Below are 23,579 nucleotides of genomic sequence, written 5' to 3' on the forward strand. Positions count from 1 at the left end.
CTAAGTAAGTCGAAAGTTTAAAAGTCGTAAAGTCAAAAGAATTAACTTTAAGTAAAATAGCTTTAAATCAGATTGTTACATAATTTTATCCTGATTTTAAAATACGACATTATACCATGGTTATTACTTAGTCATATTTTATTTTACAGAAAAAGGTATATTCCAATTGCCCCAGCTCAAAACAACAGTATTAGCACGGATCGTATAAACTAATTTTTCAGCAGCTGAAGCAGCAACTTCTTGCTTAACGGTAATACGTAGTTGGTCTTCTTTTTCTTTATACTTATATGCTCCCCACTGTTTGGCTTCTTTATTAAAAATAAGCACGCATTCTTTTTCATTTGGTATAACAAAAAAAGAGTATTTACCGGCTGGCAATTTAGTACCTTCAATTGTCAACTCTTTATCTGTTTCAAATGTTGTTGCGTCATTTGCTCCGGCACGCCAAACTTTATTAAACGGAACTAATTTTCCCCAAATTTCTCTTCCGTTGACTGATGGACTCCCATAATTGAGGGTAATTGTAGCACCATTAATTTCCCCTGTGGCTACTTCTTTGCTGCTGGTAGGTTTTCCTTGAGCAGCTATACAATTTACAATTAATAAGGCAATAAACGAAAAATGCATTTTTCTAAATAATTTCATGATTTAAAATGTTTTAGTTATCGTATAAAAGTAAAACAAGTAGCTTTTAATTCCTTTAAATCCGTACTTATTTTATGAAAAGATTAAGGATTTTATAATTTAATTGTTTTGCCGCAATAATGGCGGTGTTATAATTTTTAAATTTGTTATTTTTACAATCGATACTTATTTATTCCATAAATTATGAATTCAATTGCTGAGCACATTGCTGACTTTTTAAAAGCATACCCACCGTTTAACTACTTAACTTTTGAAGAATTATCTGAAATAGCAGCAAATATTCGCGTTGTAAATTTAGAAAAACACAAAACATTATTTCAAATAAATGATCTTTTGCATGACAGTTTTTATGTGGTGGCTTCCGGTGTTATCAATTTATCGGTCATAGCAGATGCTGAGGAAACGCTATTAAATAAATGTACCGAAGGCGATATTTTTGGCCTGCGTCCCTTTTTTGCCAAAAATAATTATATGATGACGGCCAAAGCAAGAGAAGAAAGCATTGTTTATGCTATTCCCATTGCTACTTTCAGGCCTTTTGTAGCTAATAATTCTGAAGTTTTAAACTTTTTATTAGAAAGTTTTGCCGTAAACACCCGAAATCCAAAAGATAAAGAAAATTTAATTGGAAAATTAATTTCTGATAATGTATTCTATTCGGATCAGCAATCTGAAATGCAATATTTTCAATCGCTAGCCTATAATACAGCTCCCTTAAAAACGACCAGTACAGCAATTGTAAAAGACGTGGCTCAAATAATGACCGAATCGTTAAAAAACAATATCCTCGTATGTGATAATACTATCCCTTTGGGCATTATTACTGATGCGGATATGCGATCAAAAATTGCTACCGGCAGATATCCAGTAACCGTTACGGTAGATAAAATTATGTCCTCCCCTGTTATCACGGTGGTTGAAAACGTTTCTCTGGCAGAAGCGCAGTTACTGATGCTAAAACACAATGTGACTCATTTGTGTGTAACTCAGGATGGAACGGATAAATCCAGTGTGAAAGGAATCATTTCTGAGCACGATTTGATTGTGGCTCAAGCAAATAATCCCGGAGTTTTAATAAAAGAAATCAAACGGTGTCAATCACCAAAAGAACTAAAACAAATACGGGAACGATTAACAGATCTGATTCAGACTTCAATTTCTAAAAATATTCCGCTATCACACGTTTTTAATATTGCCAGCGAAATTAATTTGGCAGTCATTAAACGCTCGGTGGAATTATCCATTTTGGATTTAGGTTCCCCTCCTGCCCGTTTTGCATGGTTAAGTATTGGCAGTCAAGGACGAAAAGAACAGCTTTTATTAACGGATCAAGATAGTATTTTGATTTTTGAAGATGTGGCTGCTGATAAATATCGTGACGTAAAAGACTATTTTCTTAAACTTGGAAAAAAAACCACAGCCACTCTAGAAAAAATCGGCTATGAATTCTGTCCAAATGGTCACATGGGAAGTACTATGCTTTGGTGTAAATCATTGACGGACTGGATCAAACAATATGACAGCTGGATGAATACTCCTGGTGAGAACAGCACTGATTTGAGCAGTATTTTCTTTGATTATGAAATTATTTTTGGAGAGCAAAAAATTGAAGATGCGATAAGTAATGTAGTCTTTAAAAACGCCAAAAACAATACGTTATTTTTTGATTTCTTAGGAAATGATGCCTTAAGAAAAAACGCTCCACTTAGTTTTTTCAAAAAATTCAATGTCGAAGAAGAAGGTAGAAATAAAGATAAATTTGATATTAAAACTAAGGCTTTAATGCCATTGATTGATGGCGCCCGTTTGTTTACTTTGAGTTTCGACATCCGAGGAATTAACAATACGTTTCAACGATTCAAACAATTATCAATTACGGATCCCAAACATGCTGAAATTTATCTCAATTGTGCCGAAGCTTTTTTGACTTTATCAAAATTCCGAACCTTAGAAGGGTTAAAAAATGATGATTCAGGCCAATTTATAAATTTGGAGGAATTATCAAAAATTGACCGAGAAAAACTGAAAAATGCTTTACTCCCTATGAGAGAACTGGAAGAATTAATAAAAAGTAAATTTCAACTTACTCAATTTTCATAATTATGTTAGACTGGATAAAAAAGATTAATAAAGAATATCCTGATTTTTGGAAAACCTATCTTTCTAAATTTGAGAAAAAGTCATCCCGCTTTGTGGTGGTATCAACAGAAACTTCTGGTTTGAATCCAGATAAAGATGTTATTTTATCAATAGGCTCTTTTTCAGTAATTGATAATAGTATTGTCATAGGTGATAATTTTGAAGCTGTTTTATTACAGTATAAATTTTTTCATGATAATGGACTTTCTAATACGTTTTTGGTAGAAAGTAAAATGAAAAAATTAGGAGAAGCAGATGCCATAAAATTATTCATTGAATTTATTGGGAACTCCATTTTAGTTGGGCATCACATTGATTTTGATGTGGAAATGATCAATGCGGTCTTGGAAAGACTAGACTGTGGCAGATTAAAAAATGAGGCGCTGGATATTGATGTCATGCACAGAAAACTACTTGATATCAATGACAAACAATTTTCTCTGGAGGAACTTTGTGCGGCTTATAATATTCCGGTAAGTGAACGGAATTCAGCTGCTGAGGATGCTTATAAAACCGCTTTGTTGTTTTTGAAATTAAAATCAAGACTGGGGATTAAGTGATTTAAATTTTGGTTGCCATATTGCATACAATTGATTTTAAACACCTTATTATTACTAGGTTTGCCTCTATTTCTATAAAGTATTGTCATTCCGACGAAGGGGGAATCACATATGTAGCTCCATTTATAGCATTTCAATTTTGTCCTTTTAGCGCATTTTGGAGGAATGAAACTTTCTAATTCATAATCTTAAGACAATACCGAAATAAAAATTCCCTTAACTCTAAAATCAACTAAATTTTCTGAATCTAATACGATGTTTTCATATTCTGATTCAAAAGATAATGGCTTCAAGGTTATGGATTCATGGCTCCAATTTTCATTACTAATTTTCTTTTTACTATGATATTCTTTTACTGTATATCCTGAACCAAAATCTGCATCTTGAATGTCAGTGCTTTCAACTAAAACAATCTTACCTTCTCTACTGCCACCGCTATCTTTTTGAAATAAACAATAGGAGCCATTAGGAATTATTTTATTCATCGATTCTCCCACTACTTTACATACAAAATAGCCTTCTTTTACTGAAGTATTAAAGGGTAACTCGACCCATTCAAAATCAGAATGAACTTGTAAATCGCTAAATGAACCTGCTGCAGCTGAAATATTTACTAATGGAACTGAATTCACAAACGGTTTTACCTCCTCAAAAGGTACGATTCTGAACGGAAAATCTTTTTTATAAACATCAATATGCTTTTTTAAATAGTTTCTTAAAGAAGTATCACAAGCATAAACATAAGTACCTCTGATTCCTCGATACATTATAGTTTTGTATATATTTATTACGTAAGCCTTAAGATCATCTTTATTTGAGATCCCTTTTTTTCCATTTTTATCAAAATACAACTTCGGATTAATTTCAATTTCTTGTGTGAATTCATTGAAAATTATTTCTTTTCCAAAAATAACTCCTGTATAATTTAAATCATATCCTTGTGTCGTGTGAATACAGCCAACTTCTTTAAAAGCATTTGGTGAATTAACCCAGTCCTTAGGGGTTTGATTCCATTGAAATTGTAAACCATCAATTTCAATATCCATTACAGTTTTATCTTTTTCGGATAACCAAGGCCAAGAATATCCAGCAACTAAACGACACAACCCATTTATTTCTTCCTTCTTTGCAAGTTCGCTATAAAGATCTTTTAAAGAATCAAAAACAATTAACTCATACTCATTTGGTGAATAAATAGTTTTCTCCAAGCGATTTACATGAAGTAATTGATCTACAAAACGAATATAATCATTTCCGCCTTTAACTCTCATCTGAGACGTTAACTCGATTTTCAAAGTATCATCTTGATTCAAAAGTCTGGTAAATTGATCCTCATTTATATCGGAAGGTTTTACTGATTGCGCTGAATCATAAAAGAAAATTTGATTCTTACTATTCGCAATTATCCAGTCTAGCTCTGTTCCGGTGTCATCTAATCCTAATTTTTGATTATTTTTCCGGAAGGCTCCCATCCAACTTATATTTTTATATTGCCGTAACCGATGCGCTTCGTCTACTATTAATAAATCATATTTGTCATTGAGTTTAAAGGTATCCGATGGATTTAAAACCATAGACGCTTTTAAACCAGGAATTTTTTTGAAAACATTTTGTAATGATTCTCTTAAAGAAGTCATGGCGATAACCAATCCAATTTTTGCTTTTGGATATTTATTTTGAAAAGCAATAATGAAATTGATCTCCTTGAGCTCTTCATCACTAAAATCTTCAAAATTAGCATCCGAAATATCTGAATTAAGTAATTTAATTAAATAAGTAGCCAAAATTGTTTTTCCAGTTCCAGCACTCCCTTTTATAAAAATTCTATTGGATTTTTTGATACACAATCCATCAAGAATTTGAAGAACAGAACTATATTGATCTTCATTTAAAGATTTATAAGGGGAATATTTAAAAAGTTCTGAATTCTCAACATCTTCCAGTGACTTGCTAACTATCTTTTTATCAATTAGTTTTTTCCAAATTTCTTTAAAAAGATCTTTGTACAAATCTTGTTGGTAATAATTATGATTGACTAAACCGTAATTTCCATTTTGAAGTTCGTAAGTTCCTTCAGAAGTGATGTATTGAATCAAGTTTGATTCAATATCAAGAGTTGCTGATTTATTGAATTTATCACTCCCAATTATTGAAATTTTTGTAAATGCATCTGCTTTTTTTGGATTTGCCAGGTGATTTTTGATTCTACTAGAAGCATTTGTTGATTCTCCTACATAGGCAATTCGTTTAGTTTCATTTTGTATAAAGTAAACCAAAGGCCATTGATTTTTTACCCAAGGATTTTGAGCTATTTTAGGCAATGAATCTTTATTAAAATCATATTGTTCAGAAACCTCAATAGACAATTCAAATGATTGCATCATAATTCATCATATTTGGTTGCGTTCCCTTTTGCTTTATCTATTGGATAGTTAGCTGCATTTTGCGTAATCTTTTGAAGTACAATTTCTTTTACATCTAAATTGTATTTTTCGGCTAACAAAAAAGCGTATGCAAAAACATCTGCCAATTCTTGTTTTAGTTTATCAATATTTACATCTTCTGCTTTTTTCCACAGAAACAATTCATTTAATTCTGCTGCTTCAATAGATAGAGCTAAAGCCAAATCTTTCGAATTATGAAATTGTTCCCAATCTCTTTCATTTCTAAATTTTATTAATTCTTGAATAATGCTCGGAATATCATTCATTTTATTTCGATTTAAAAAGTGTCAATGCTACTTTATATTCCTCTTCAAAAGGCAATTGCAACTGAGAAACCATTTCAGGAACAGCTAACATCCAACTCACATAATAATATGCTAAAATGTGATAACCCGAAAACCGTTTGTTTGGAATGCTACCTACGATGTAGTTTTTTTGATTTGGGTCAAAACCTTGTGTCCCTTGCATTGCGATTTCAAAGGCTATTTTCTTGACTTCCTCTAGCGGTACATCCTTAAAATACTGCAAAGCATCAACCATAAACATCGTGACTGCCATATTAGTCCCAATATGTTCTTGGTTTTTGAGAAACTGTTCCATTTCCTTCTCTTTGAAAGCAGTATCGTCGTGTAGACCAAAAGGATCTTTTTCTAATTTTTCAATAAAAGTATCTACATCAGATCGTTTGCGGTATTCGTCCTCATTTTCCAATTCAAAATAAGAGTCAATCTGTAAATCTTCGGCCCAATGTTGTACCAATTCATATTCTTCGGCAGGTTTACGATTGTCTTTGTATTCGAGAAATTCAGCATAAAAATCTTCGGCTTTGCGCAATTCGGCTGGAGTGGCATTAAAATCGTTTATAAAATCTAAACCAAATAATGCTTTAAACTGTAAGGCATTTACTAAGTTGTAAATCTTAGATTTAGAAAGTAGTGTTGCAGGTGAAAATTCAATAACAGTCACATCAGTTACGGCTTTCAAGCCTTCTTGAATCAAAGCGTAAAGCGACAGGAATTGATACGATCTCAATTGGGGAAATTCGTTGTAAATAAAATCCTCAATGAATAAATCTATTGGAGTATTGTAGGCTTGCAAATTTAACCCGTCAAATAAACCAGTACAGAATTGAGTAATCGATTGCTCTGGAATATTCATTCCATGCAACTTGGCAATAGTAGGTTGTACCGTTTTCAAAAAAACAGCTCTGTTTTGTGGAGTAGCCGTAAAAAGCTGATTTAATCCCCGTTTTCTCGCTTGAATTACAAAATCAAGATGCGCTAATTCGTGCAGAACCAAGTGTGCTACGGCAGGATAATTGGGTTTATACCGAACGATGTGCTTAATCCGATTGTAGTTTTCAGCAAACTCAATCTTGGCTGCCGTTGGAATTTCAGAATCTACTAGAACATCAATTTCTTTTCCGCAATCAAATTCTAATTGATGCTTGTATTCTGCAAAAAGCGAATTACCATCAGTGTTAGAAATAATTTTATTGGCAACATCAAAAGCCTGATTTACTGAATTCTTGTACAGTATATCTTTATTCTTATTAACTTTGATACACTGAATACAACAGTTAAAGGCAACTTGCAAATCATTTTTTTCCTCAGCAAGGAGTGCTAAAAGAAAATGTCCATTAGAATACTCAGGGTCTGCCTGAATGGCGCTTTGTGCATATTTCATGGCTTTTTCAAGATTATTTTCTTGAAATAATAAATAGCCAATATTCGTAATCCCGATAGCATCTTTTGGATTCACCACCAAAGCCTGATCATAGTACAACATTGCCGTAGGAATATCATTCTTGAACTTAGCAAAAATATTTCCCATCATCAGCAACGCCCAATGATTCTTAGAATCCCAGCGCAATGCATCAATCAGACTATTTATCGCTGCATCCTGATGACCTTGATCAGACAGGATTTGTCCCATAATTCGATGGAATTCCGAATTGGTAGGATTGTTCTCGATAAGATTTTGTAAAATGGGTTTTGCTTCTTGATAGTTTCCTTTTTCACAAAGGGCTACCGTTTTGCGGAAATCATTTTCTTGAAGCAGGATTGCCGAAGTGTCAATGGTTATGGTAACCCAATCCTCAGTAATGGAAACTTTTGGGGAAAAAGAACCAAAAGTATAATACGATTCTAATTCACTGATTAATAGTGAATTACCCCCCCCCCCAACTAATTTCGGGAAAAGCGTAAATAGAAAATCGTCTATTTTATGAATGATTTGCATTAAATATAAATTGCTATACGTTATAAAAGATACTTTTTGTTGTTTTTAAAATTGCAACAGGTTCAAATGTAACCATTGTTTATAAATCTCACCCTATTGTATGAAAAAAAAAGTGCTTTTTGCAAAAAAATCATAGGGTTATTCCTTTCCAAAAACGACCGTGATGGCTGATGGAAACGGGTTTCTCCATTTTAGAATGCGCATCAATACGGTAAGGAATTCCATTTTTTTTAAAGATAGCATCGGCGGAATTCAAGTTTTCAATTTTTTTGAAATACTCTTTCCCGGCAACAGCAATGGTATGAATGCAATCCTGATCTATTTTAGTTTGGGTAAAATATATTTTTCCTTTGATACAAACAGTTCCTAATGTTGTGTTTTCGTAAAAACATTCCAGTTGCAAAGGAAAAAAACCTCGAATTCCTGTTTCCCTATTGTAGATTTTATAAGCCGCCTCTTTTCTGGACCATAAATTCCAAACCATTACTTCTGGATTTACGGCATTAGAAATTAACAGCTGTTCGTTTTTAGTAAATATTTTATCTAAAAAGCGGTTGCGTTTCCAATTGCTTTCTTTTTTGGCTAAAGCCAAATCGACAAGGTCATTTCCTATCATTTTTCTGGTGATTCACTACTTTTTTCAGCTAATTTGGTTTCAATAATAGCCATAGCTGCTTTTACATTTATCATGCGTTCCATTGATTCGTTATCAATCAAAATATTATATTTTTCCTCTATATCCAAAATAACATCTACTAAATTAGCGGAGTTTATCTTTAAATCATTGATGAAATCCGTATCTTCAGAGAGTGAGTCAAAAGCTTCTTGATTCAGAATATATGGTTTTACAATGGCTTTTAGCTCCTGAATAGTTTCTTGTTTGTTCATAATTAATATTGATTTTACAGCACTTAAGTACATTTCGTTTTCTAACGACAAAAAAATTACCACAAATTGGGGAATTTACGGTTCATTTTTTCATTTTTTAAATTTTTTAAAAATTACACACCCATTCACATCACCAAAACCAAAACTGGCTTTTGCTAATGTATTTATTTCTATATCAAGTCGTTGTCGTGGAACTCTTGATTCATCAATTAGTGCTGTTATTTCTGGATTCAAATCGGCACAATTGATATTCGGGAAAATAAATCCGTGATGCAATTGCAGTACCGAAGCCACGCTTTCAATACTACCGGCGCCACTTAAACAATGTCCAACCATCGACTTTAAAGAATTGATGTATGGAAAATCAATTCCTTTTCGATTTAAAGCCTCACTCCAATTCTGAATTTCCAGACTATCTTTGGAAGTGGCTGTCAAATGTCCGTTGATTGCGTCAATTTCACTGGCTGAAATTCCGGCATTTGTCAAAGCATTTTGAATGCATCTTTGCACCGCAACCGGATTTGGTGCAGTCATGGTTCCTAAACCGCGCTGCCCTCCTGAATTGATATTTCCACCTAAAACTTCCGCATAAATTCGTGCGCCACGTGCAATCGCACTTTCTAAATCTTCTAAGACCAAAGCACCTGCTCCGCTTCCGGGAACAAATCCGGAAGCAGCTGTGCTCATTGGTCTAGAACCCTGTTTTGGTGTTTCATTATGTTTAAAAGTACATACCTTCATAGCATCAAATCCGCCCCAAATATACGGACCGGAATCACTGGTACTTCCGGCTAAAATACGTTTTGCCTGCCCTGATTTGATGCGTTCATACGCCATTAAAATACTTTCGGTGCCAGTGGTGCAGGCCGAAGAATTAGTAGAGACTTGATTTCCAAGTCCTAATTTCCCACCCAGATACGCACTCACACCACTATTCATTGTTTGCGCTACGGCTGTACTTCCCAGTCTTCTCGTTTGTAAATCATCTATTTTATAAATGCTTTCGCGAAATTTATCAATTCCGGAAGTTCCTGTTCCAAAAATAGTTCCGCTGTCCCAATCCGGTTCTTCGTTAATTTCCAATGATAATCCGGCATCCTTCCAGGCATCAATTCCGGCAATTACGCCATATAAAATCCCTGTTGAATTGAAGTTTCTAAGTTCTAATTCCGTAAAATAATGCCCTGCTAATTCTGCAGAAACTTCGGGTTTTCCTACAATTTGACAAGAAAATTGCAATCGCTCCAACTCAGCGTCGTGCCTGATCCCGGAAATTCCGTTTTTGATGGCATGAGTGAACGCATCAAGACCTACTCCATTTGGAGCAACTACACCAAGACCCGTTATAACTACTCTTTTGTTCATTTTTTAATGTTAAATAATATTCAATTTCAATAACAATGGCAAAAAAATAATAATTTTAATACTACCAAATAGAGTACTACAGTGACAAAATATTGAAAAGAATTAAATTATACTGTTGCTTAATTTATTTTAATTCGGTTTTGAGTCCCACTTCTTTGGAGAGGGTTGGGGTGAGGATCATTCCCGCTATTGTTCCTGTGCAAACATTTTCTCCTTTTTCGTTTTTCATGATGACCTTACATTTTAATTTTCCAAATCTAAAATATATTTTTTCTGAAATTACGATCACTTTTTCATTTGGAAAAACAGGTTTTAAAAATTCTATTTCACTTGATGTTAAGGCAATTGAAGTACTAGAACTAAATGAATCATCTAACAAAAAAATGCCAAGACAAACCAATCCAATTTGCGCCATGACTTCTATCAAAATTACACCTGGAGTAACTGGAAATTCCTTAAAATGACCTTTGTAAAAATCAAGATTTTCATCAAAAGTAAAGGTTCCTTCCACTCCGTTTTCATCGATTTGGAGAATTTCATCCACAAACAAAAAGGATTTGGAATACGGTAATTTTGCTATAATTTCTTCTTTTTTCATAGTTTTTCTATTCCCCATTTGGGAGCTAAAACTCCAATAAAATTCGTTGTGCCGAAAATCCCGGTCCAAAACTCAGCATTAATCCTTTTTCTCCTTTTTTAGGCTGCTTATCCATGATTTGTTCTAAAACATACAAAACTGTGGCGCTGGACATATTTCCATAGGAGCGCAAAACCTCTTTGGTATCATCAATATTTTTTCCCAAACCAGAAAATAAAGCCTCAACGGTTTGCACAATTTTCTTTCCACCGGGATGAAAAATAAGATGGTCAATATCCTCCATTTTTAAATTATTTTTTTCTAAAAAAGGATGAATAATATCCGGAAAATGAGAAACAATCGTTTCCGGTACTTCAATATCAAGTACCATCTGCAATCCAGAATTGGTGAGTTTAAAACCCATCATGTGGATGTTATCATAAAAATGATACATCTCCTCTGCTACAATCTCAGGACCTTCGTCATCTTCATGTGAGGAAAGTAAAACGCAAGCGGCACCATCACCAAAAATGGCAGCACTTACGATATTTGCCATCGAAAAATCATCGAGTTGAAACGTAGCCGTGGGACTTTCTACGGCAATTACCGCAGCTCGTTTTCCGGGATTGGCCTGCAAGAAATTTTTAGCATAAATAATTCCTGAAATCCCGGCGGCACAACCCATTTCGGTCACGGGAAGCCTTACTATATCCTGACGCAACTTCAATGTATTGATTAAATACGCATCGAGAGACGGAATCATAATTCCGGTGCAGCTCACCGTGATGATATAATCTAAATCTTGCGGATTCCAATTTGCTTTTTTTAAAGCTTTTGCTAATACTTTTTCACCTAAATCAATGACTTCACGAACATAAATAGCATTTCTTTCTTCAAATGAAGTTTTGGTAAACACCTCTATCGGATCCATTATGGAATAGCGTTTGTCAACAGCTGCACCTTCAAAAATTTTCTTTACTTTTCTGATGAATCGTTCGTCTTGCCCCACTAGCCAAGCATCCAAAAAAGGAATTATTTCAGCTGTTGTTCTGGAATATTTAGGCAGCTGTTTGGTTACGGTTTTAATTTTTACACTCATATTTTTGAAATTATCCATTGGTATCTAAAAGCCCATTTCCAATGAATTTTATAGTTTTTAAAATTTAATTTTTTCGAGAACGCTATCAATTCTTCTTTCTTAAAACCTCTTAAAATTGATATTAATCCGTCTTCTCGTGACATAGCATTCAACTGAAATACAACACATAATGCCTGAAATAATCGATAGGCAATGGCGCTACGATGTAAATCATTGATTACAATTCCGATGGATGTATTGTTATAAAGAACTTTCAATAATCGAATAATCTCATCGTCTTTGAAATGATGTAACGTCAAAGTGCACAAAACAATATCATATTTTAGATTATTAAATGATTCATTAAAAATATCTTCGCAGCGATAACTGATATTAGCATATTTATCTGATAATTGTCGTGCATGTGAAATTGTAAAATTGTTAGCATCGATGCCTATTAACTGGAAATTTAGGTTGTTTTTAAGACCAAAATCAGCCAGGGTTCGCAACATATCCCCATTACCACAACCCACGTCTATAATAACAATTTCTTTAGATTTGGAATCCTGAACAAGTTCTTGTACTCCTCTTAGAGTTAACTGGTTTCCTCCTAAAAGCTGATTGATCCGGGCAATTTTATCTAAGGCATCACGTAAAATCTCACCTTCCATGGTAAAATCATCCATGATTTCCGGTTTATCAGTTCTATATTTGGTATTTAGTGTCATTTACGAGTGAAGAGTGATTGGTTTTCCGTGTGTGTTTTTTATAATTTTTAGCAATAAAAATGGAAATATAATTAATATACGCATCAATACTGCTGAAAGTTTTTGTTTTTGTAAAATATTGGATAAAAACCGTCCCATTTTAAGTCTTCCCTTAAAATTTAAATTCCATTCTTGCAGGTATCGCTTTTCTAATTCGGCTCTGGATTTAATCTCGGTGTTATAAAATTGAACTACTAATTCTGATGCGATTTTGGCGCTATGAATTGCCATAGCCATTCCGTTTCCGCACAAAGGATGAATTAATCCGGCTGTATCGCCAATCATTAAAACATGGTTTTCAACGGCGTGTTTCTTTTTGAAAGAGATTTGGCTTATGGTCAATGGTTTTTCAAACAATAATGTACTGGTTTCAAAAAGGGTTTTTAAGTGTGGGTTTTGAGAAACAATAGTATTTTGATATTCAGTAATGTTTTTAAACTGCTTAAACGTTTTATAATCGGCTAGATAACACATGTTAATCACTTCGTTTTCAACTTTAGAAACACCGCAATAGCCTCCTTTAAAATTATGCAAACCCACTACATCATTGGGAAATTTCCCAGAATAATGTGCTTTTACGGCCAGCCAAGGTGATTTTTTATGAATAAATTCTCGATTCATTTTTTGGTCAATAATAGAACGTTTGCCAAAAGCACCAATCACCATTTGGGACTCTAAAACCATTAAATTTGTCGTGGTTATTATAAATTTATCCTGCTCAAAATGAACATTTTCTACTTGATCTTTTAGTATTGTACACCCGTTATCGATAGCCTTTTTATACAAATATTCGTCTAAAACAAAACGGCTGATGCCAAAACCACCAAGAGGTAAAATACTTTGTATTGTTTTTCCTCTTGCAGTAGAAAACTCAAGTTTTGTAATGTGTGTCGGCTTTAAATGGGCTATATCTAAATCCAACCAATTGAGATATGGCATCACTTCATTAGAGATGTATTCGCCACACACTTTATGTTTTGGATAACTATTCTTTTCAATAACCGTCACCTGAAGCCCTAATTTAGATAAATGTATAGCCGAAGTCAGTCCAGCTAACCCACCACCAATAATTACTACTTGTTTATCTTTCATACAAAAGTAAATTTATGGATTTGTTTGCTAGTATGGGTATAACAAATGATAAAAAAACTGGCCTTATTGTTTAATTTTAGTTAATACATGCAATTGCTTCATCAATTGTCTTTGAAGATACCCCTTAAATTACCGGTTGAAATTCCGAAAATCATTTCCTGTAGGTTCCTCAAAAACCTCGAGTTCAAATTCAGAAGTGATGGTAAATAGATGATCAAAAATATCAGATATAATAGTCTCGTATTTTAACCATTCTTTTTCTGCGCTAAAGCAATAAATTTCTAGTGGTAATCCTTTCGATGTAGATTCTAGCTGACGCACCATTATAGTCATGTCTTTATTAATACTGGGATGAGCCGTAATGTATTTTTCAGCATAGATTCTAAAAACGCCTATATTAGTCAGCCTCCTGATATTTACTGAAACGATCTCATTGTCCAATATTTCCGAATTAGTTTTTTGTACCTCATTTTCTTTTTGAGTGATGTAATTTTGAATTAGTTTGTATTTTTTGAATTGCGAGAGCATTTTTTCATCACAAAACTGAAAACTACTGACTTTTAAATAAATAGCTCTTTTTATTCGTCTCCCGCCAGAATCACTCATACCTCGCCAGTTCTTGAAAGAGTCTGTGATAAAAGCATAAGTGGGTATTGTAGTGATCGTTTTATCCCAATTTTGAACTTTTACAGTATTTAAATTGATTGACATCACATCGCCGTCCGCATCATATTTTGGCATCGAAATCCAGTCCCCTACCCGAACCATATCATACACGGACATTTGAATACTGGCAACAAACCCCAGAATGGTATCTTTGAAAATTAAAAGTAAAATAGCCGTCATGGCGCCCATTGCCCCTAGAAAATAGAAAGGACTTTTGCCTAACATGATGGATAAAACCAGTATTCCTCCAATAAAATAGACTACAATTTTAAGTACCTGAATGTAACTGGTAATCGGTTTGTCTTTTAAAATTAAGGTATTGGACACTATTTCATCAAAGACTGATAATACAGTAATAACAGAATGTATTATTACTAAAATTATAAAGATATTTGATAGAATAATTATATACTCAATTGCTTTTGGAAAATCTCCAAAGATGTATGGAGCAACCATGATAATGATGAAAGCAGGGACTAAATAGGCTATTTTTTCAAAAACTCTTCTTTCTATCAGGACATCATCCCAAACTACTTTTGTTTTTAAAAAAAATTTGTGCACAAAACGAACTATAATTATTTTCGTTAAATACCAAGACAAAAAACTTATTATAAACAATACAAAAATAAGCGTCAAAAGTTTCAAATACAAAGCCACTATTGGATCTAAACCAAAATCTTCAATAAACCATTTGTCTAACCAGAGTGCGATGTTGTATTTTTTTTCAATTTGAATCATAGTAAATTTAGCTTTAAAGGTAAAGATAGGTTACCTATTCTAAGCAGTCAAAAACCAGCTCCGCATTGTGTTTACATTAACATCTTCTACTAGTATTTACAGCTATTTTATTTTCTTTGAATGAAATACAATCTTGTCATATTGCATTTTAAACTAAAAAACCCTTTCAAAGTTTAAACTTTGAAAGGGTTTTGAATTAAAAGACGCTATTTAATAAATTGGATGTTCTAATTGTTATTTTGACATAAATGGCATTACAACTTTCCTTCTTTTATTTCTTCTACAATCTCTGGATTTAATAAGGTAGAAATATCTCCAAAATTAGAATAATCTCCTTCTGCAATTTTTCTAAGGATTCGTCTCATGATTTTTCCGGAGCGTGTTTTTGGTAAACCGGTAACAAACTGAATTTTATCTAACTTAGCAATAGGCCCAATATGATCTGAAATATGCTGATTAATCTCTTTGGCTAAGTTTTCTTTATTTCTGGTTTCTCCGGTTTCTTTAAGGATTACAAAACCATATAATGCATTCCCTTTGATGTCGTGAGGAAAACCTACAATGGCTGATTCCGCAACAGCAGGATGTTCATTTATAGCATCTTCAATAGGTGCTGTTCCCAGATTATGACCGGAAACAATTACCACATCATCTACTCTTCCTGTGATTCTATAATACCCAACCTCATCACGTAAAGCACCGTCTCCTGTGAAAAATTTACCTGGAAAGGCAGAGAAATACGTGTCTTTGTAGCGCTGATGATCACCCCAGATTGTTCTGGCAATTCCTGGCCATGGAAATTTGATGCACAAACTACCAACGACCTGATTCCCTTCTATTTCATTTCGTTTTTCATCCATTAGTACGGGTTGAATTCCGGGTAATGGCAACGTGGCATAAGTAGGTTTTGTTGGGGTAACAAATGCAATAGGCGATATCATAATTCCTCCTGTTTCAGTTTGCCACCAAGTATCTACAATAGGACATCTTCTGTCCCCAACATGATTGTTGTACCAATGCCAAGCTTCTTCGTTTATAGGTTCACCAACTGACCCAATAACTTTTAAGGACTTCAATGGGTATTTTAATACAAAATCTATATTTTCTTTGGCAAGCGCACGAATAGCAGTTGGCGCCGTGTAAAACTGGGTAACTTTGTGTTTTTCGATGGTTTGCCAAAAGCGACTGAAATCAGGATAAGACGGAACGCCTTCAAAAATTACGGTTGTAGCTCCGTTCAATAACGGGCCGTAAAGAATATAGGAATGTCCGGTAATCCAGCCAATGTCAGCGGTACACCAAAAAACATCATTTTCTTCATAATTGAATACGTTCTTGAAAGTGTAGGCAGTATACACCATATACCCTGCAGTGGTGTGAACCATTCCTTTGGGTTTTCCTGTTGAACCGGAGGTGTACAAAATAAACAACGGATCCTCAGCATCCATGATTTCGGCTACATTATTATCTGAAGCCTGATCCAAAAGTGGTTCCAACCATTGGTCACGACCTGCTTTCATATTGATCTTTGAATGAATTCTTTTGGCAACTAAAACTTTTTCAACACAAGGACATTTTTCCAACGCTTCATCAACAATTACTTTTAAGTCGATTGTTTTGTTACCACGAAATCCACCATCAGAAGTAATAACCATTTTACATTCACTATCATTAATTCTGGCTGATACCGCAGAAGCTGAAAAACCAGCAAAAACAACAGAATGTATGGCGCCAATTCTGGCACATGCTAATATTGAAACGGCTAATTCTGGGATCATAGGCAAATAAATACAAACGCGATCTCCTTTACTTATGCCTTGCTCACGCAACACATTTGCCATTTTGCAGACCCGTTGATGCAATTCATTATAGGTAATATGCAATGCTGCTTCTGAAGGATCATTCGGTTCAAAAATAATAGCCGTTTTTTCGCCTCTTTTTGCAAGATGTCTGTCGATACAATTTTTTACAATATTCACTTTGGCTTCAGTAAACCATTTTATGTCGGCTTCAGCCATATTAAAATCAACAACTTTATCCCATTGTTGGTACCATGTAAAATTTTCCTCTGCTATTTTTCCCCAAAATTTTCGAGGTTCACGAACTGATTTATTGTAATGTTTAAAATATTGTTCTAAATTTTCAATTTTATAGTAGCTCATGTTTTAATTTTTTATAAAAGTATTAAATCTAAGTCTATTCCTAATACTATTTAGACTATAAATACCCAGGAAAAAAAATGGATTATTCAATATAAATAGCTTTTAATTACTAATATGATTAATTTTTACTTTTTTGAGGGAATATGTAAAACACAAAAAGCGGAAATATATAAATACCTCCGCTTTTTGTATCAACAAAAAATCCCTAACAATTAATTTAGTAACGACAAATAGTATTTTATTTGAACTATAACTAACCAACCAACCTATTCAGTTGTAATAAAACACCAATCGCTAAAAATTTTCGCAGTGATTTATTTAAGATCAATCGCTATTATACTGCACCATTTTTATAAGTTATTAGGGATTACTTCACTTAATGTTCAATCTCGCTCGACATTAAGTGAATGTAAAAGCGACTATATTCATACTATTTCTTTAATAAATTTTAACTAATTCAAAATATTATAAAACCAATGGTATAGCGCTAATCCCAACACACCCTCTTGTGTGGTAATTCCTAATTTTTTTATCCAATTTTTTTCATCGCAGTCATGGATTCTCTCAACCACTCCCCAACTTCTTCTATTGGATGTTGACGAATGCTTTTGTTTACTGCAATAAGAACCGCATTGTCAACTCCATTTGAAGTTGAAAAAGGTTTCCCTATCACATTAGTATCTACCGTTTTCATAAAATTAATCAACAATGGTTTGCAGGCGTGATCAAATAAATAACAACCATATTCTGCAGTATCCGAAATGATTCGGTTCATTTCATACAGTTTTTTTCGGGCTACTGTATTGGCAATCAGAGGCAATTCGTGTAAAGACTCATAATACGCTGATTCTTCAATAATTCCTGTTTGAGTCATGGTTTCAAAAGCCAATTCGACACCCGCTTTCACCATGGCAATCATCAAAACACCATTGTCAAAATACTCTTGTTCTGAAATATGTGCAGCTGTTGGTGCTGTTTTTTCGAAGTTAGTTTCTGCAGTTGCAGCTCTCCAAGTCAATAAATTGATATCATCATTAGCCCAGTCGATCATCATATTTTTGGAAAATTCGCCAGAGATAATATCGTCCATGTGTTTTTGAAACAACGGACGCATGATGTCTTTTAATTTATCTGCTAATTCATACGCTTCAATTTTTGCGGGATTAGACAAACGATCCATCATATTTGTAATTCCACCATGCTTTAAAGCTTCTGTAACTGTTTCCCAACCATATTGAATTAATTTTGAAGCATAAGCAGGCTCGATTCCTTTTTCAACCATTTTATCGAAACATAAAATAGAACCGGTTTGTAACATGCCACAAAGAATGGTTTGTTCTCCCATTAGATCTGATTTTACCTCGGCTACAAATGAAGAGTTTAAAACCCCGGCTTTGTGACCACCAGTAGCAACCGCATACGCTTTTGCTTGTTCAAAACCAGCTCCGTTTGGATCATTTTCGGGGTGAACCGCGATTAAAGTGGGTACACCAAAACCTCTCTTGTATTCTTCACGTACTTCTGATCCAGGGCATTTTGGCGCACACATAATTACAGTGATATCTTTCCGAATTTGCATTCCTTCCTCTACAATATTGAAACCATGAGAATAAGCAAGCGTTGATCCGTTTTTCATCAAAGGCATGATTGCCGTAACTACAGCTGTATGTTGCTTGTCTGGTGTAAGGTTGCATACCAAATCAGCTGTTGGAATTAATTCTTCATACGTTCCCACTTTGAATCCATTATCAGATGCATTTTTAAACGAAGCTCTTTGTTCCGAAATTGCATCGGCGCGTAAAGCATAAGAAATATCCAAACCAGAATCTCTCATGTTCAACCCTTGGTTCAACCCTTGTGCTCCACATCCTACAATGACTACTTTTTTTCCTGCTAAAGCTTTAATTCCGTCTACAAATTCAGACTGATCCATGAATTCGCAAACACCTAATTGTTCTAATTGTAATCTGAGTGGTAATGAATTGAAATAATTTGCCATTTTTTATTGTTTAATGATTGTAAAATTTAATAATTGTAATAATTAATGCTGATAAGATTGAGATTCCTCCTTCGTCGGAATGAGAAACTACATAGCGACTGAACACTCTAAGAAAGTTTTTCTAATAATGTTGAAATCTCCATTTTTGCTTTGGAAACTGATATTCTCCCGGAACGAACAAATTGCATGATTCCAAAAGGTTTTAATTTATCGTATAATGATTCAATTTCAGCACGTTGTCCTGATTTTGAAATCACAAAATAGTCTCTAGCTACTGTAACTATCTCGGAATGGCTTTCTTTGATGATATTCTGAATTTGTTTTTCGTCAAATAGCAAGCTCGACTCAATTTTGAATAATGCATTTTCTAAGAAAATAGTTTCTTCGTCAATATGATAAAAAGCTTTGATGACTTCAATTTGTTTCTCGATTTGTCCTACAATGTTATGTACCCATTTTTCGGTAGTATTCACCACGATAATAAATCTGGAAACACTTTCTATCTCCGATTCGGATACATTTAAACTCAAAATATTGATATGGCGTTTCAAGAATATTCCAGATATTCTGTTCAATAAGCCAACGTTGTTTTCTGAATAAACAGAAATGGTGAATGTTTTATTTTCCATGTTTTTTATCCTCCCCCAGCCCCCTCCAAAAGAGGGGGTGCCGAAACTAGCTTAGGGTATGTTTATAATTTTTATTACTAATTCAAAAATATAATCTATTAACAATTTCTCTTTCAATCTCCCTCCCCTTCGGGGAGGGTTGGGATGGGGATTAACTCAATCTTATATCAGATACCGATGCTCCTGTTGGAATCATTGGGAATACGTTATTTTCTTTTTCTACCATAACTTCCAGGAAATAGGATTCTTTTGAAGTCATCATTTCGGCAACAGCCGCATCAAGATCTTCCCTTTTGGTTACTTTTTTTGCTTTGATGTAATAGCCTTCAGCAATGGCTATAAAATTAGGATTGATCATTTCGGTCGAAGCGTATCTTTTGTCAAAGAACAATTGTTGCCATTGACGAACCATACCTAAAAATTCATTGTTCAAGACCACAATTTTCACAGGAACTTTAGTCTGGAAAATAGTTCCTAATTCCTGAATGGTCATTTGAAACCCTCCATCTCCAATTATGGCTACTACTTCTCGATTTGGCATTCCCATTTTGGCACCAATCGCAGCAGGCAATGCAAATCCCATGGTTCCTAAACCACCAGAAGTGACATTACTTTTGGTCGAATTGAATTTGGCATACCGACAGGCAAACATTTGGTGTTGTCCTACATCCGAAACCATAATGGCATCTCCTTTAGAATGCTTGTTAATCATTTCAATCGTTTCTCCCATAGAAATTCCTTCTTTCTTAGGCTTTAACTCATCATTGATTACAGCTTCTAATTCAATTTCATATTTTTCTTTGAATTTATTGTGCCAGGATTCATGTGTATTATTTTCGATAAAAGGAAGTAAAGCGGTTAAAGACTCTTTGACATCTGCTAAAACGGCCACTGTTGTTTTTACGTTTTTATCGATTTCGGCTGAATCAATTTCAAAGTGGATTACTTTTGCTTGCTTTGCATAGGTTTCCAGATTTCCGGTGACACGATCATCAAAACGCATTCCAAGGGCAATCAAAACATCACATTCATTCGTCAAAACGTTAGGACCATAATTACCGTGCATCCCTAACATCCCTACATTCAGCGGATGATCAGTAGGCAATGCCGAAAGTCCTAAAATAGTCCAAGCGGCGGGAATTCCTGATTTTTCAACAAATGCTTTGAGTTGTTCTTCGGCTTCACCAAGGATAATTCCCTGACCAAATACGATAAAAGGTTTTTTGGACGTATTAATAATTGCAGCTGCTTCCTTAACTTTTTCCAGATTTAAAGTCGGCTTTGGATTGTAACTTCTGATGCTGGTACATTTTTTATAGCTGAATTCCATTTGGTCAAACTGAGCATTTTTTGTAATATCAATTAATACGGGCCCTGGACGACCTGATTTAGCAATATAAAAAGCTTTTGCCATGATCTCCGGAATTTCAGAAGCTTCGGTAATTTGATAATTCCACTTGGTAACCGGAGTCGATATCCCAATAATATCTGTTTCCTGAAAGGCATCAGATCCCAATAAATGTTTCCCTACTTGTCCCGTGATGCACACCATGGGAGTCGAATCAATCTGTGCATCTGCAATTCCGGTAACTAAATTTGTGGCTCCCGGACCTGAAGTGGCTATCGTTACTCCTACTTTACCGGTCGCTCTTGCAAAACCTTGTGCAGCATGGGTAGCGCCTTGTTCATGACGTACTAAAACATGGTGTAATTGATCTTTAAATTTATATAATTCATCGTAAACGGGCATAATCGCGCCACCTGGGTAGCCGTAAACCAAATTTACTCCTTCTTCTAATAAGCATCTAATAACGGCTTCGGCGCCGGATATTGTATTATTTTTCATTATTATTTTTTTAGGCTTATGTCAATTTTGCTATTGCTATTGGCGTTGATTTTGAAGTTATTTATCAGTTACACATCCTGTCGAAGCGCTCGAGACCGCTCTGATGTATTTTAATAAAACTCCCTTATTTACTTTTAATTCAGGTTGAATCCAATTTGCTTTCCTATGTGCAAACTCTGCATCCGATATTTTTAAATTGATTGTATTTTTGACTGCATCAATAGTGATAATATCTCCATTTTTGACGAGCGCTATACCGCCTCCTTCAAAAGCTTCGGGTGTAACATGTCCCACAACAAATCCATGTGAACCACCAGAAAACCTGCCATCAGTAATCAGGGCTACGCTTTTTCCAAGACCAGCACCCATGATAGCTGAAGTAGGTTTAAGCATTTCAGGCATTCCGGGGCCACCTTTTGGACCACAGTACCGGATGACCACTACATTCCCTGGTTTGACTTCACCCCCGCGAACCCCAGTTATTACATCATGTTCATTTTCATAAACAATGGCATCTCCTTCAAAATACTCCCCTTCATTTCCGCTAATTTTAGCCACACAGCCTTCCTCAGCAAGATTTCCATACAAAATTTGAATGGTTCCTGTTGCTTTTAGTGCTTTTTGGATTTCGTGTATTACTTGCTGACCGTCGTTCAAATCCGGAACAGCAGCTAAATTTTCAGCTAAAGTTTTTCCAGTTACTGTCAAACAGTCTCCATGTAACAATCCTTCTTTTAATAAATATTTCATTACTGCGGGAACTCCTCCAGCTTCATGGAGATCTTCCATCAGGTATTTTCCACTCGGTTTCAAATCGGCAAGTAATGGTGTTTTGTCACTTATATCTTGAAAATCTTTAAGTGTAATTTCAATATCTACAGCATGTGCCATAGCGATTAAGTGCATTACTGCATTCGTAGAACCGCCTAAAACAGCTACCATGGTAATCGCATTTTCAAATGCTTTACGTGTCATGATATCTCGAGGTTTTATATCTTTTTCTAACAAAATTCTGATTGCTTTTCCAGCATCAATGCATTCTTGTTGTTTTTCGTCACTTAATGCCGGATTAGAAGAACTGTAGGGTAAGCTCATTCCTAAAGCTTCAATAGCCGAAGACATCGTATTGGCCGTATACATACCTCCGCAGGCTCCTGCGCCGGGACATGCGTTTTGAATCACTCCTTTGAAATCTTCCGGAGCGATTGTATTGTTGAATTTTTTTCCCAATGCTTCAAAGGCAGACACTATATTTAACGATTCCCCTTTCCATTTTCCAGAATGAATTGAGCCTCCATAAACCATGATAGAAGGGCGATTGACTCTTCCCATGGCCATGACGGAACCGGGCATGTTTTTATCACAGCCTGGAATAGCGATTAGTGCATCATACCATTGTGCTCCCATTACGGTTTCAATAGAATCTGCAATTACATCTCTGGAAACTAAAGAAAAACGCATTCCATCAGTACCGTTTGAAATACCGTCACTTACACCAATAGTATTAAAAATCAACCCTACTAAGTCCTCTTTCCAGACTCCTGTTTTTATTTTTTTAGCCAAGCCGTTCAGGTGCATGTTACAGGGATTTCCCTCATATCCCATACTAACAATTCCAACTTGTGCTTTTTTTAAATCTTCTTCAGTCAGACCAATACCGTACAACATTGCTTGTGCTGCAGGTTGTGTTTCATCTTGTGTTATGGTTTTGCTGTATTTATTTAATTCCATTGTCGGTTTATT

At 34.7% G+C, this 23,579-nt stretch carries 19 protein-coding genes; 2 read left to right on the top strand and 17 right to left on the bottom strand.

What is annotated here, in order from left to right:
• Nucleotides 1-138: 138 nt before the first annotated feature.
• Nucleotides 139-645 carry a DUF2911 domain-containing protein gene (locus tag EKL97_RS06805; RefSeq protein WP_126568511.1) on the bottom strand — a complete coding sequence of 169 codons (507 nt, stop codon included), beginning with the start codon at nt 643-645 and terminating at the stop codon, nt 139-141.
• 183 nt (nt 646-828) lie between these two features.
• On the opposite strand from EKL97_RS06805, the gene EKL97_RS06810 reads away from it, so the two are divergent.
• On the top strand, nt 829-2,745 hold the full coding sequence (locus EKL97_RS06810; RefSeq protein WP_126553251.1) for a DUF294 nucleotidyltransferase-like domain-containing protein: 1,917 nt from the start codon (nt 829-831) through the stop codon (nt 2,743-2,745).
• Nucleotides 2,746-2,747: 2 nt separating this feature from the next.
• Nucleotides 2,748-3,344, top strand: a complete 597-nt coding sequence (locus EKL97_RS06815; protein WP_126451613.1) for a 3'-5' exonuclease — start codon at nt 2,748-2,750, stop codon at nt 3,342-3,344.
• Nucleotides 3,345-3,532: 188 nt separating this feature from the next.
• On the opposite strand, the gene EKL97_RS06820 is transcribed toward EKL97_RS06815, so the two are convergent.
• The 16 genes from EKL97_RS06820 to ilvD all read right to left on the bottom strand — a co-directional run bounded on the left by EKL97_RS06820 (nt 3,533) and on the right by ilvD (nt 23,567).
• Nucleotides 3,533-5,728, bottom strand: a complete 2,196-nt coding sequence (locus EKL97_RS06820; protein WP_126568512.1) for a DNA/RNA helicase domain-containing protein — start codon at nt 5,726-5,728, stop codon at nt 3,533-3,535.
• Nucleotides 5,725-6,054 carry a nucleotide pyrophosphohydrolase gene (locus tag EKL97_RS06825; RefSeq protein WP_126459696.1) on the bottom strand — a complete coding sequence of 110 codons (330 nt, stop codon included), beginning with the start codon at nt 6,052-6,054 and terminating at the stop codon, nt 5,725-5,727. Before EKL97_RS06825 ends, EKL97_RS06820 begins: the two co-directional genes overlap by 4 nt.
• 1 nt (nt 6,055) lies before the next feature.
• Nucleotides 6,056-8,029, bottom strand: coding sequence for a tetratricopeptide repeat protein (locus tag EKL97_RS06830; protein WP_126568513.1), 1,974 nt, complete (start codon nt 8,027-8,029; stop codon nt 6,056-6,058).
• Nucleotides 8,030-8,159: 130 nt separating this feature from the next.
• Nucleotides 8,160-8,645, bottom strand: coding sequence for a 4'-phosphopantetheinyl transferase superfamily protein (locus EKL97_RS06835; protein ID WP_126568514.1), 486 nt, complete (start codon nt 8,643-8,645; stop codon nt 8,160-8,162).
• Nucleotides 8,642-8,917 carry an acyl carrier protein gene (locus EKL97_RS06840; protein ID WP_126568515.1) on the bottom strand — a complete coding sequence of 92 codons (276 nt, stop codon included), beginning with the start codon at nt 8,915-8,917 and terminating at the stop codon, nt 8,642-8,644. Before EKL97_RS06840 ends, EKL97_RS06835 begins: the two co-directional genes overlap by 4 nt.
• Before the next feature lie 90 nt (nt 8,918-9,007).
• Complete coding sequence (locus EKL97_RS06845; protein WP_126568516.1) at nt 9,008-10,282, bottom strand: beta-ketoacyl-[acyl-carrier-protein] synthase family protein; 1,275 nt, start codon at nt 10,280-10,282, stop codon at nt 9,008-9,010.
• A 124-nt stretch (nt 10,283-10,406) separates the two neighbouring features.
• Complete coding sequence (locus EKL97_RS06850) at nt 10,407-10,880, bottom strand: 3-hydroxyacyl-ACP dehydratase FabZ family protein (protein ID WP_126568517.1); 474 nt, start codon at nt 10,878-10,880, stop codon at nt 10,407-10,409.
• Between the two features lie 25 nt (nt 10,881-10,905).
• Entirely contained in the window at nt 10,906-11,958 is a 1,053-nt protein-coding gene (locus tag EKL97_RS06855; protein ID WP_126553243.1) for a type III polyketide synthase, read from the bottom strand.
• Nucleotides 11,955-12,665, bottom strand: coding sequence for a methyltransferase domain-containing protein (locus tag EKL97_RS06860; RefSeq protein ID WP_126568518.1), 711 nt, complete (start codon nt 12,663-12,665; stop codon nt 11,955-11,957). The genes EKL97_RS06855 and EKL97_RS06860 overlap by 4 nt, the downstream gene beginning before the upstream one ends.
• The gene (locus EKL97_RS06865) at nt 12,666-13,796 is read right to left on the bottom strand and encodes an NAD(P)/FAD-dependent oxidoreductase (RefSeq protein ID WP_126568519.1); all 1,131 of its coding nucleotides are present in this window, start codon (nt 13,794-13,796) and stop codon (nt 12,666-12,668) included.
• Between the two features lie 129 nt (nt 13,797-13,925).
• Entirely contained in the window at nt 13,926-15,200 is a 1,275-nt protein-coding gene (locus EKL97_RS06870) for a mechanosensitive ion channel family protein (protein ID WP_126568520.1), read from the bottom strand.
• Nucleotides 15,201-15,454: 254 nt separating this feature from the next.
• Nucleotides 15,455-17,362, bottom strand: coding sequence for an acetate--CoA ligase (acs, locus tag EKL97_RS06875; protein WP_126459723.1), 1,908 nt, complete (start codon nt 17,360-17,362; stop codon nt 15,455-15,457).
• Between the two features lie 529 nt (nt 17,363-17,891).
• Nucleotides 17,892-19,361, bottom strand: coding sequence for a ketol-acid reductoisomerase (gene ilvC, locus EKL97_RS06880; protein WP_126553235.1), 1,470 nt, complete (start codon nt 19,359-19,361; stop codon nt 17,892-17,894).
• A 107-nt stretch (nt 19,362-19,468) separates the two neighbouring features.
• Nucleotides 19,469-19,990 (bottom strand): acetolactate synthase small subunit, encoded by a 522-nt coding sequence (ilvN, locus tag EKL97_RS06885; RefSeq protein WP_126459729.1) that lies wholly within the window; start codon nt 19,988-19,990, stop codon nt 19,469-19,471.
• A gap of 151 nt (nt 19,991-20,141) precedes the next feature.
• Complete coding sequence (gene ilvB, locus EKL97_RS06890) at nt 20,142-21,836, bottom strand: biosynthetic-type acetolactate synthase large subunit (protein WP_126568521.1); 1,695 nt, start codon at nt 21,834-21,836, stop codon at nt 20,142-20,144.
• 57 nt (nt 21,837-21,893) lie between these two features.
• Nucleotides 21,894-23,567, bottom strand: a complete 1,674-nt coding sequence (ilvD, locus tag EKL97_RS06895; RefSeq protein ID WP_126568522.1) for a dihydroxy-acid dehydratase — start codon at nt 23,565-23,567, stop codon at nt 21,894-21,896.
• Nucleotides 23,568-23,579: the final 12 nt, after the last annotated feature.

Source organism: Flavobacterium sp. LS1P28 (assembly GCF_003970335.1).
Lineage (GTDB): Bacteria > Bacteroidota > Bacteroidia > Flavobacteriales > Flavobacteriaceae > Flavobacterium.

Bases quoted from the DNA above. Each gene is read 5' to 3' on its own strand.
- EKL97_RS06805 (WP_126568511.1), bottom strand. From the start codon at position 645: ATGAAATTATTTAGAAAAATGCATTTTTCGTTTATTGCCTTATTAATT.
- EKL97_RS06810 (WP_126553251.1), top strand. From the start codon at position 829: ATGAATTCAATTGCTGAGCACATTGCTGACTTTTTAAAAGCATACCCA.
- EKL97_RS06815 (WP_126451613.1), top strand. From the start codon at position 2,748: ATGTTAGACTGGATAAAAAAGATTAATAAAGAATATCCTGATTTTTGG.
- EKL97_RS06820 (WP_126568512.1), bottom strand. From the start codon at position 5,728: ATGATGCAATCATTTGAATTGTCTATTGAGGTTTCTGAACAATATGAT.
- EKL97_RS06825 (WP_126459696.1), bottom strand. From the start codon at position 6,054: ATGAATGATATTCCGAGCATTATTCAAGAATTAATAAAATTTAGAAAT.
- EKL97_RS06830 (WP_126568513.1), bottom strand. From the start codon at position 8,029: ATGCAAATCATTCATAAAATAGACGATTTTCTATTTACGCTTTTCCCG.
- EKL97_RS06835 (WP_126568514.1), bottom strand. From the start codon at position 8,645: ATGATAGGAAATGACCTTGTCGATTTGGCTTTAGCCAAAAAAGAAAGC.
- EKL97_RS06840 (WP_126568515.1), bottom strand. From the start codon at position 8,917: ATGAACAAACAAGAAACTATTCAGGAGCTAAAAGCCATTGTAAAACCA.
- EKL97_RS06845 (WP_126568516.1), bottom strand. From the start codon at position 10,282: ATGAACAAAAGAGTAGTTATAACGGGTCTTGGTGTAGTTGCTCCAAAT.
- EKL97_RS06850 (WP_126568517.1), bottom strand. From the start codon at position 10,880: ATGAAAAAAGAAGAAATTATAGCAAAATTACCGTATTCCAAATCCTTT.
- EKL97_RS06855 (WP_126553243.1), bottom strand. From the start codon at position 11,958: ATGAGTGTAAAAATTAAAACCGTAACCAAACAGCTGCCTAAATATTCC.
- EKL97_RS06860 (WP_126568518.1), bottom strand. From the start codon at position 12,665: ATGACACTAAATACCAAATATAGAACTGATAAACCGGAAATCATGGAT.
- EKL97_RS06865 (WP_126568519.1), bottom strand. From the start codon at position 13,796: ATGAAAGATAAACAAGTAGTAATTATTGGTGGTGGGTTAGCTGGACTG.
- EKL97_RS06870 (WP_126568520.1), bottom strand. From the start codon at position 15,200: ATGATTCAAATTGAAAAAAAATACAACATCGCACTCTGGTTAGACAAA.
- acs (WP_126459723.1), bottom strand. From the start codon at position 17,362: ATGAGCTACTATAAAATTGAAAATTTAGAACAATATTTTAAACATTAC.
- ilvC (WP_126553235.1), bottom strand. From the start codon at position 19,361: ATGGCAAATTATTTCAATTCATTACCACTCAGATTACAATTAGAACAA.
- ilvN (WP_126459729.1), bottom strand. From the start codon at position 19,990: ATGGAAAATAAAACATTCACCATTTCTGTTTATTCAGAAAACAACGTT.
- ilvB (WP_126568521.1), bottom strand. From the start codon at position 21,836: ATGAAAAATAATACAATATCCGGCGCCGAAGCCGTTATTAGATGCTTA.
- ilvD (WP_126568522.1), bottom strand. From the start codon at position 23,567: ATGGAATTAAATAAATACAGCAAAACCATAACACAAGATGAAACACAA.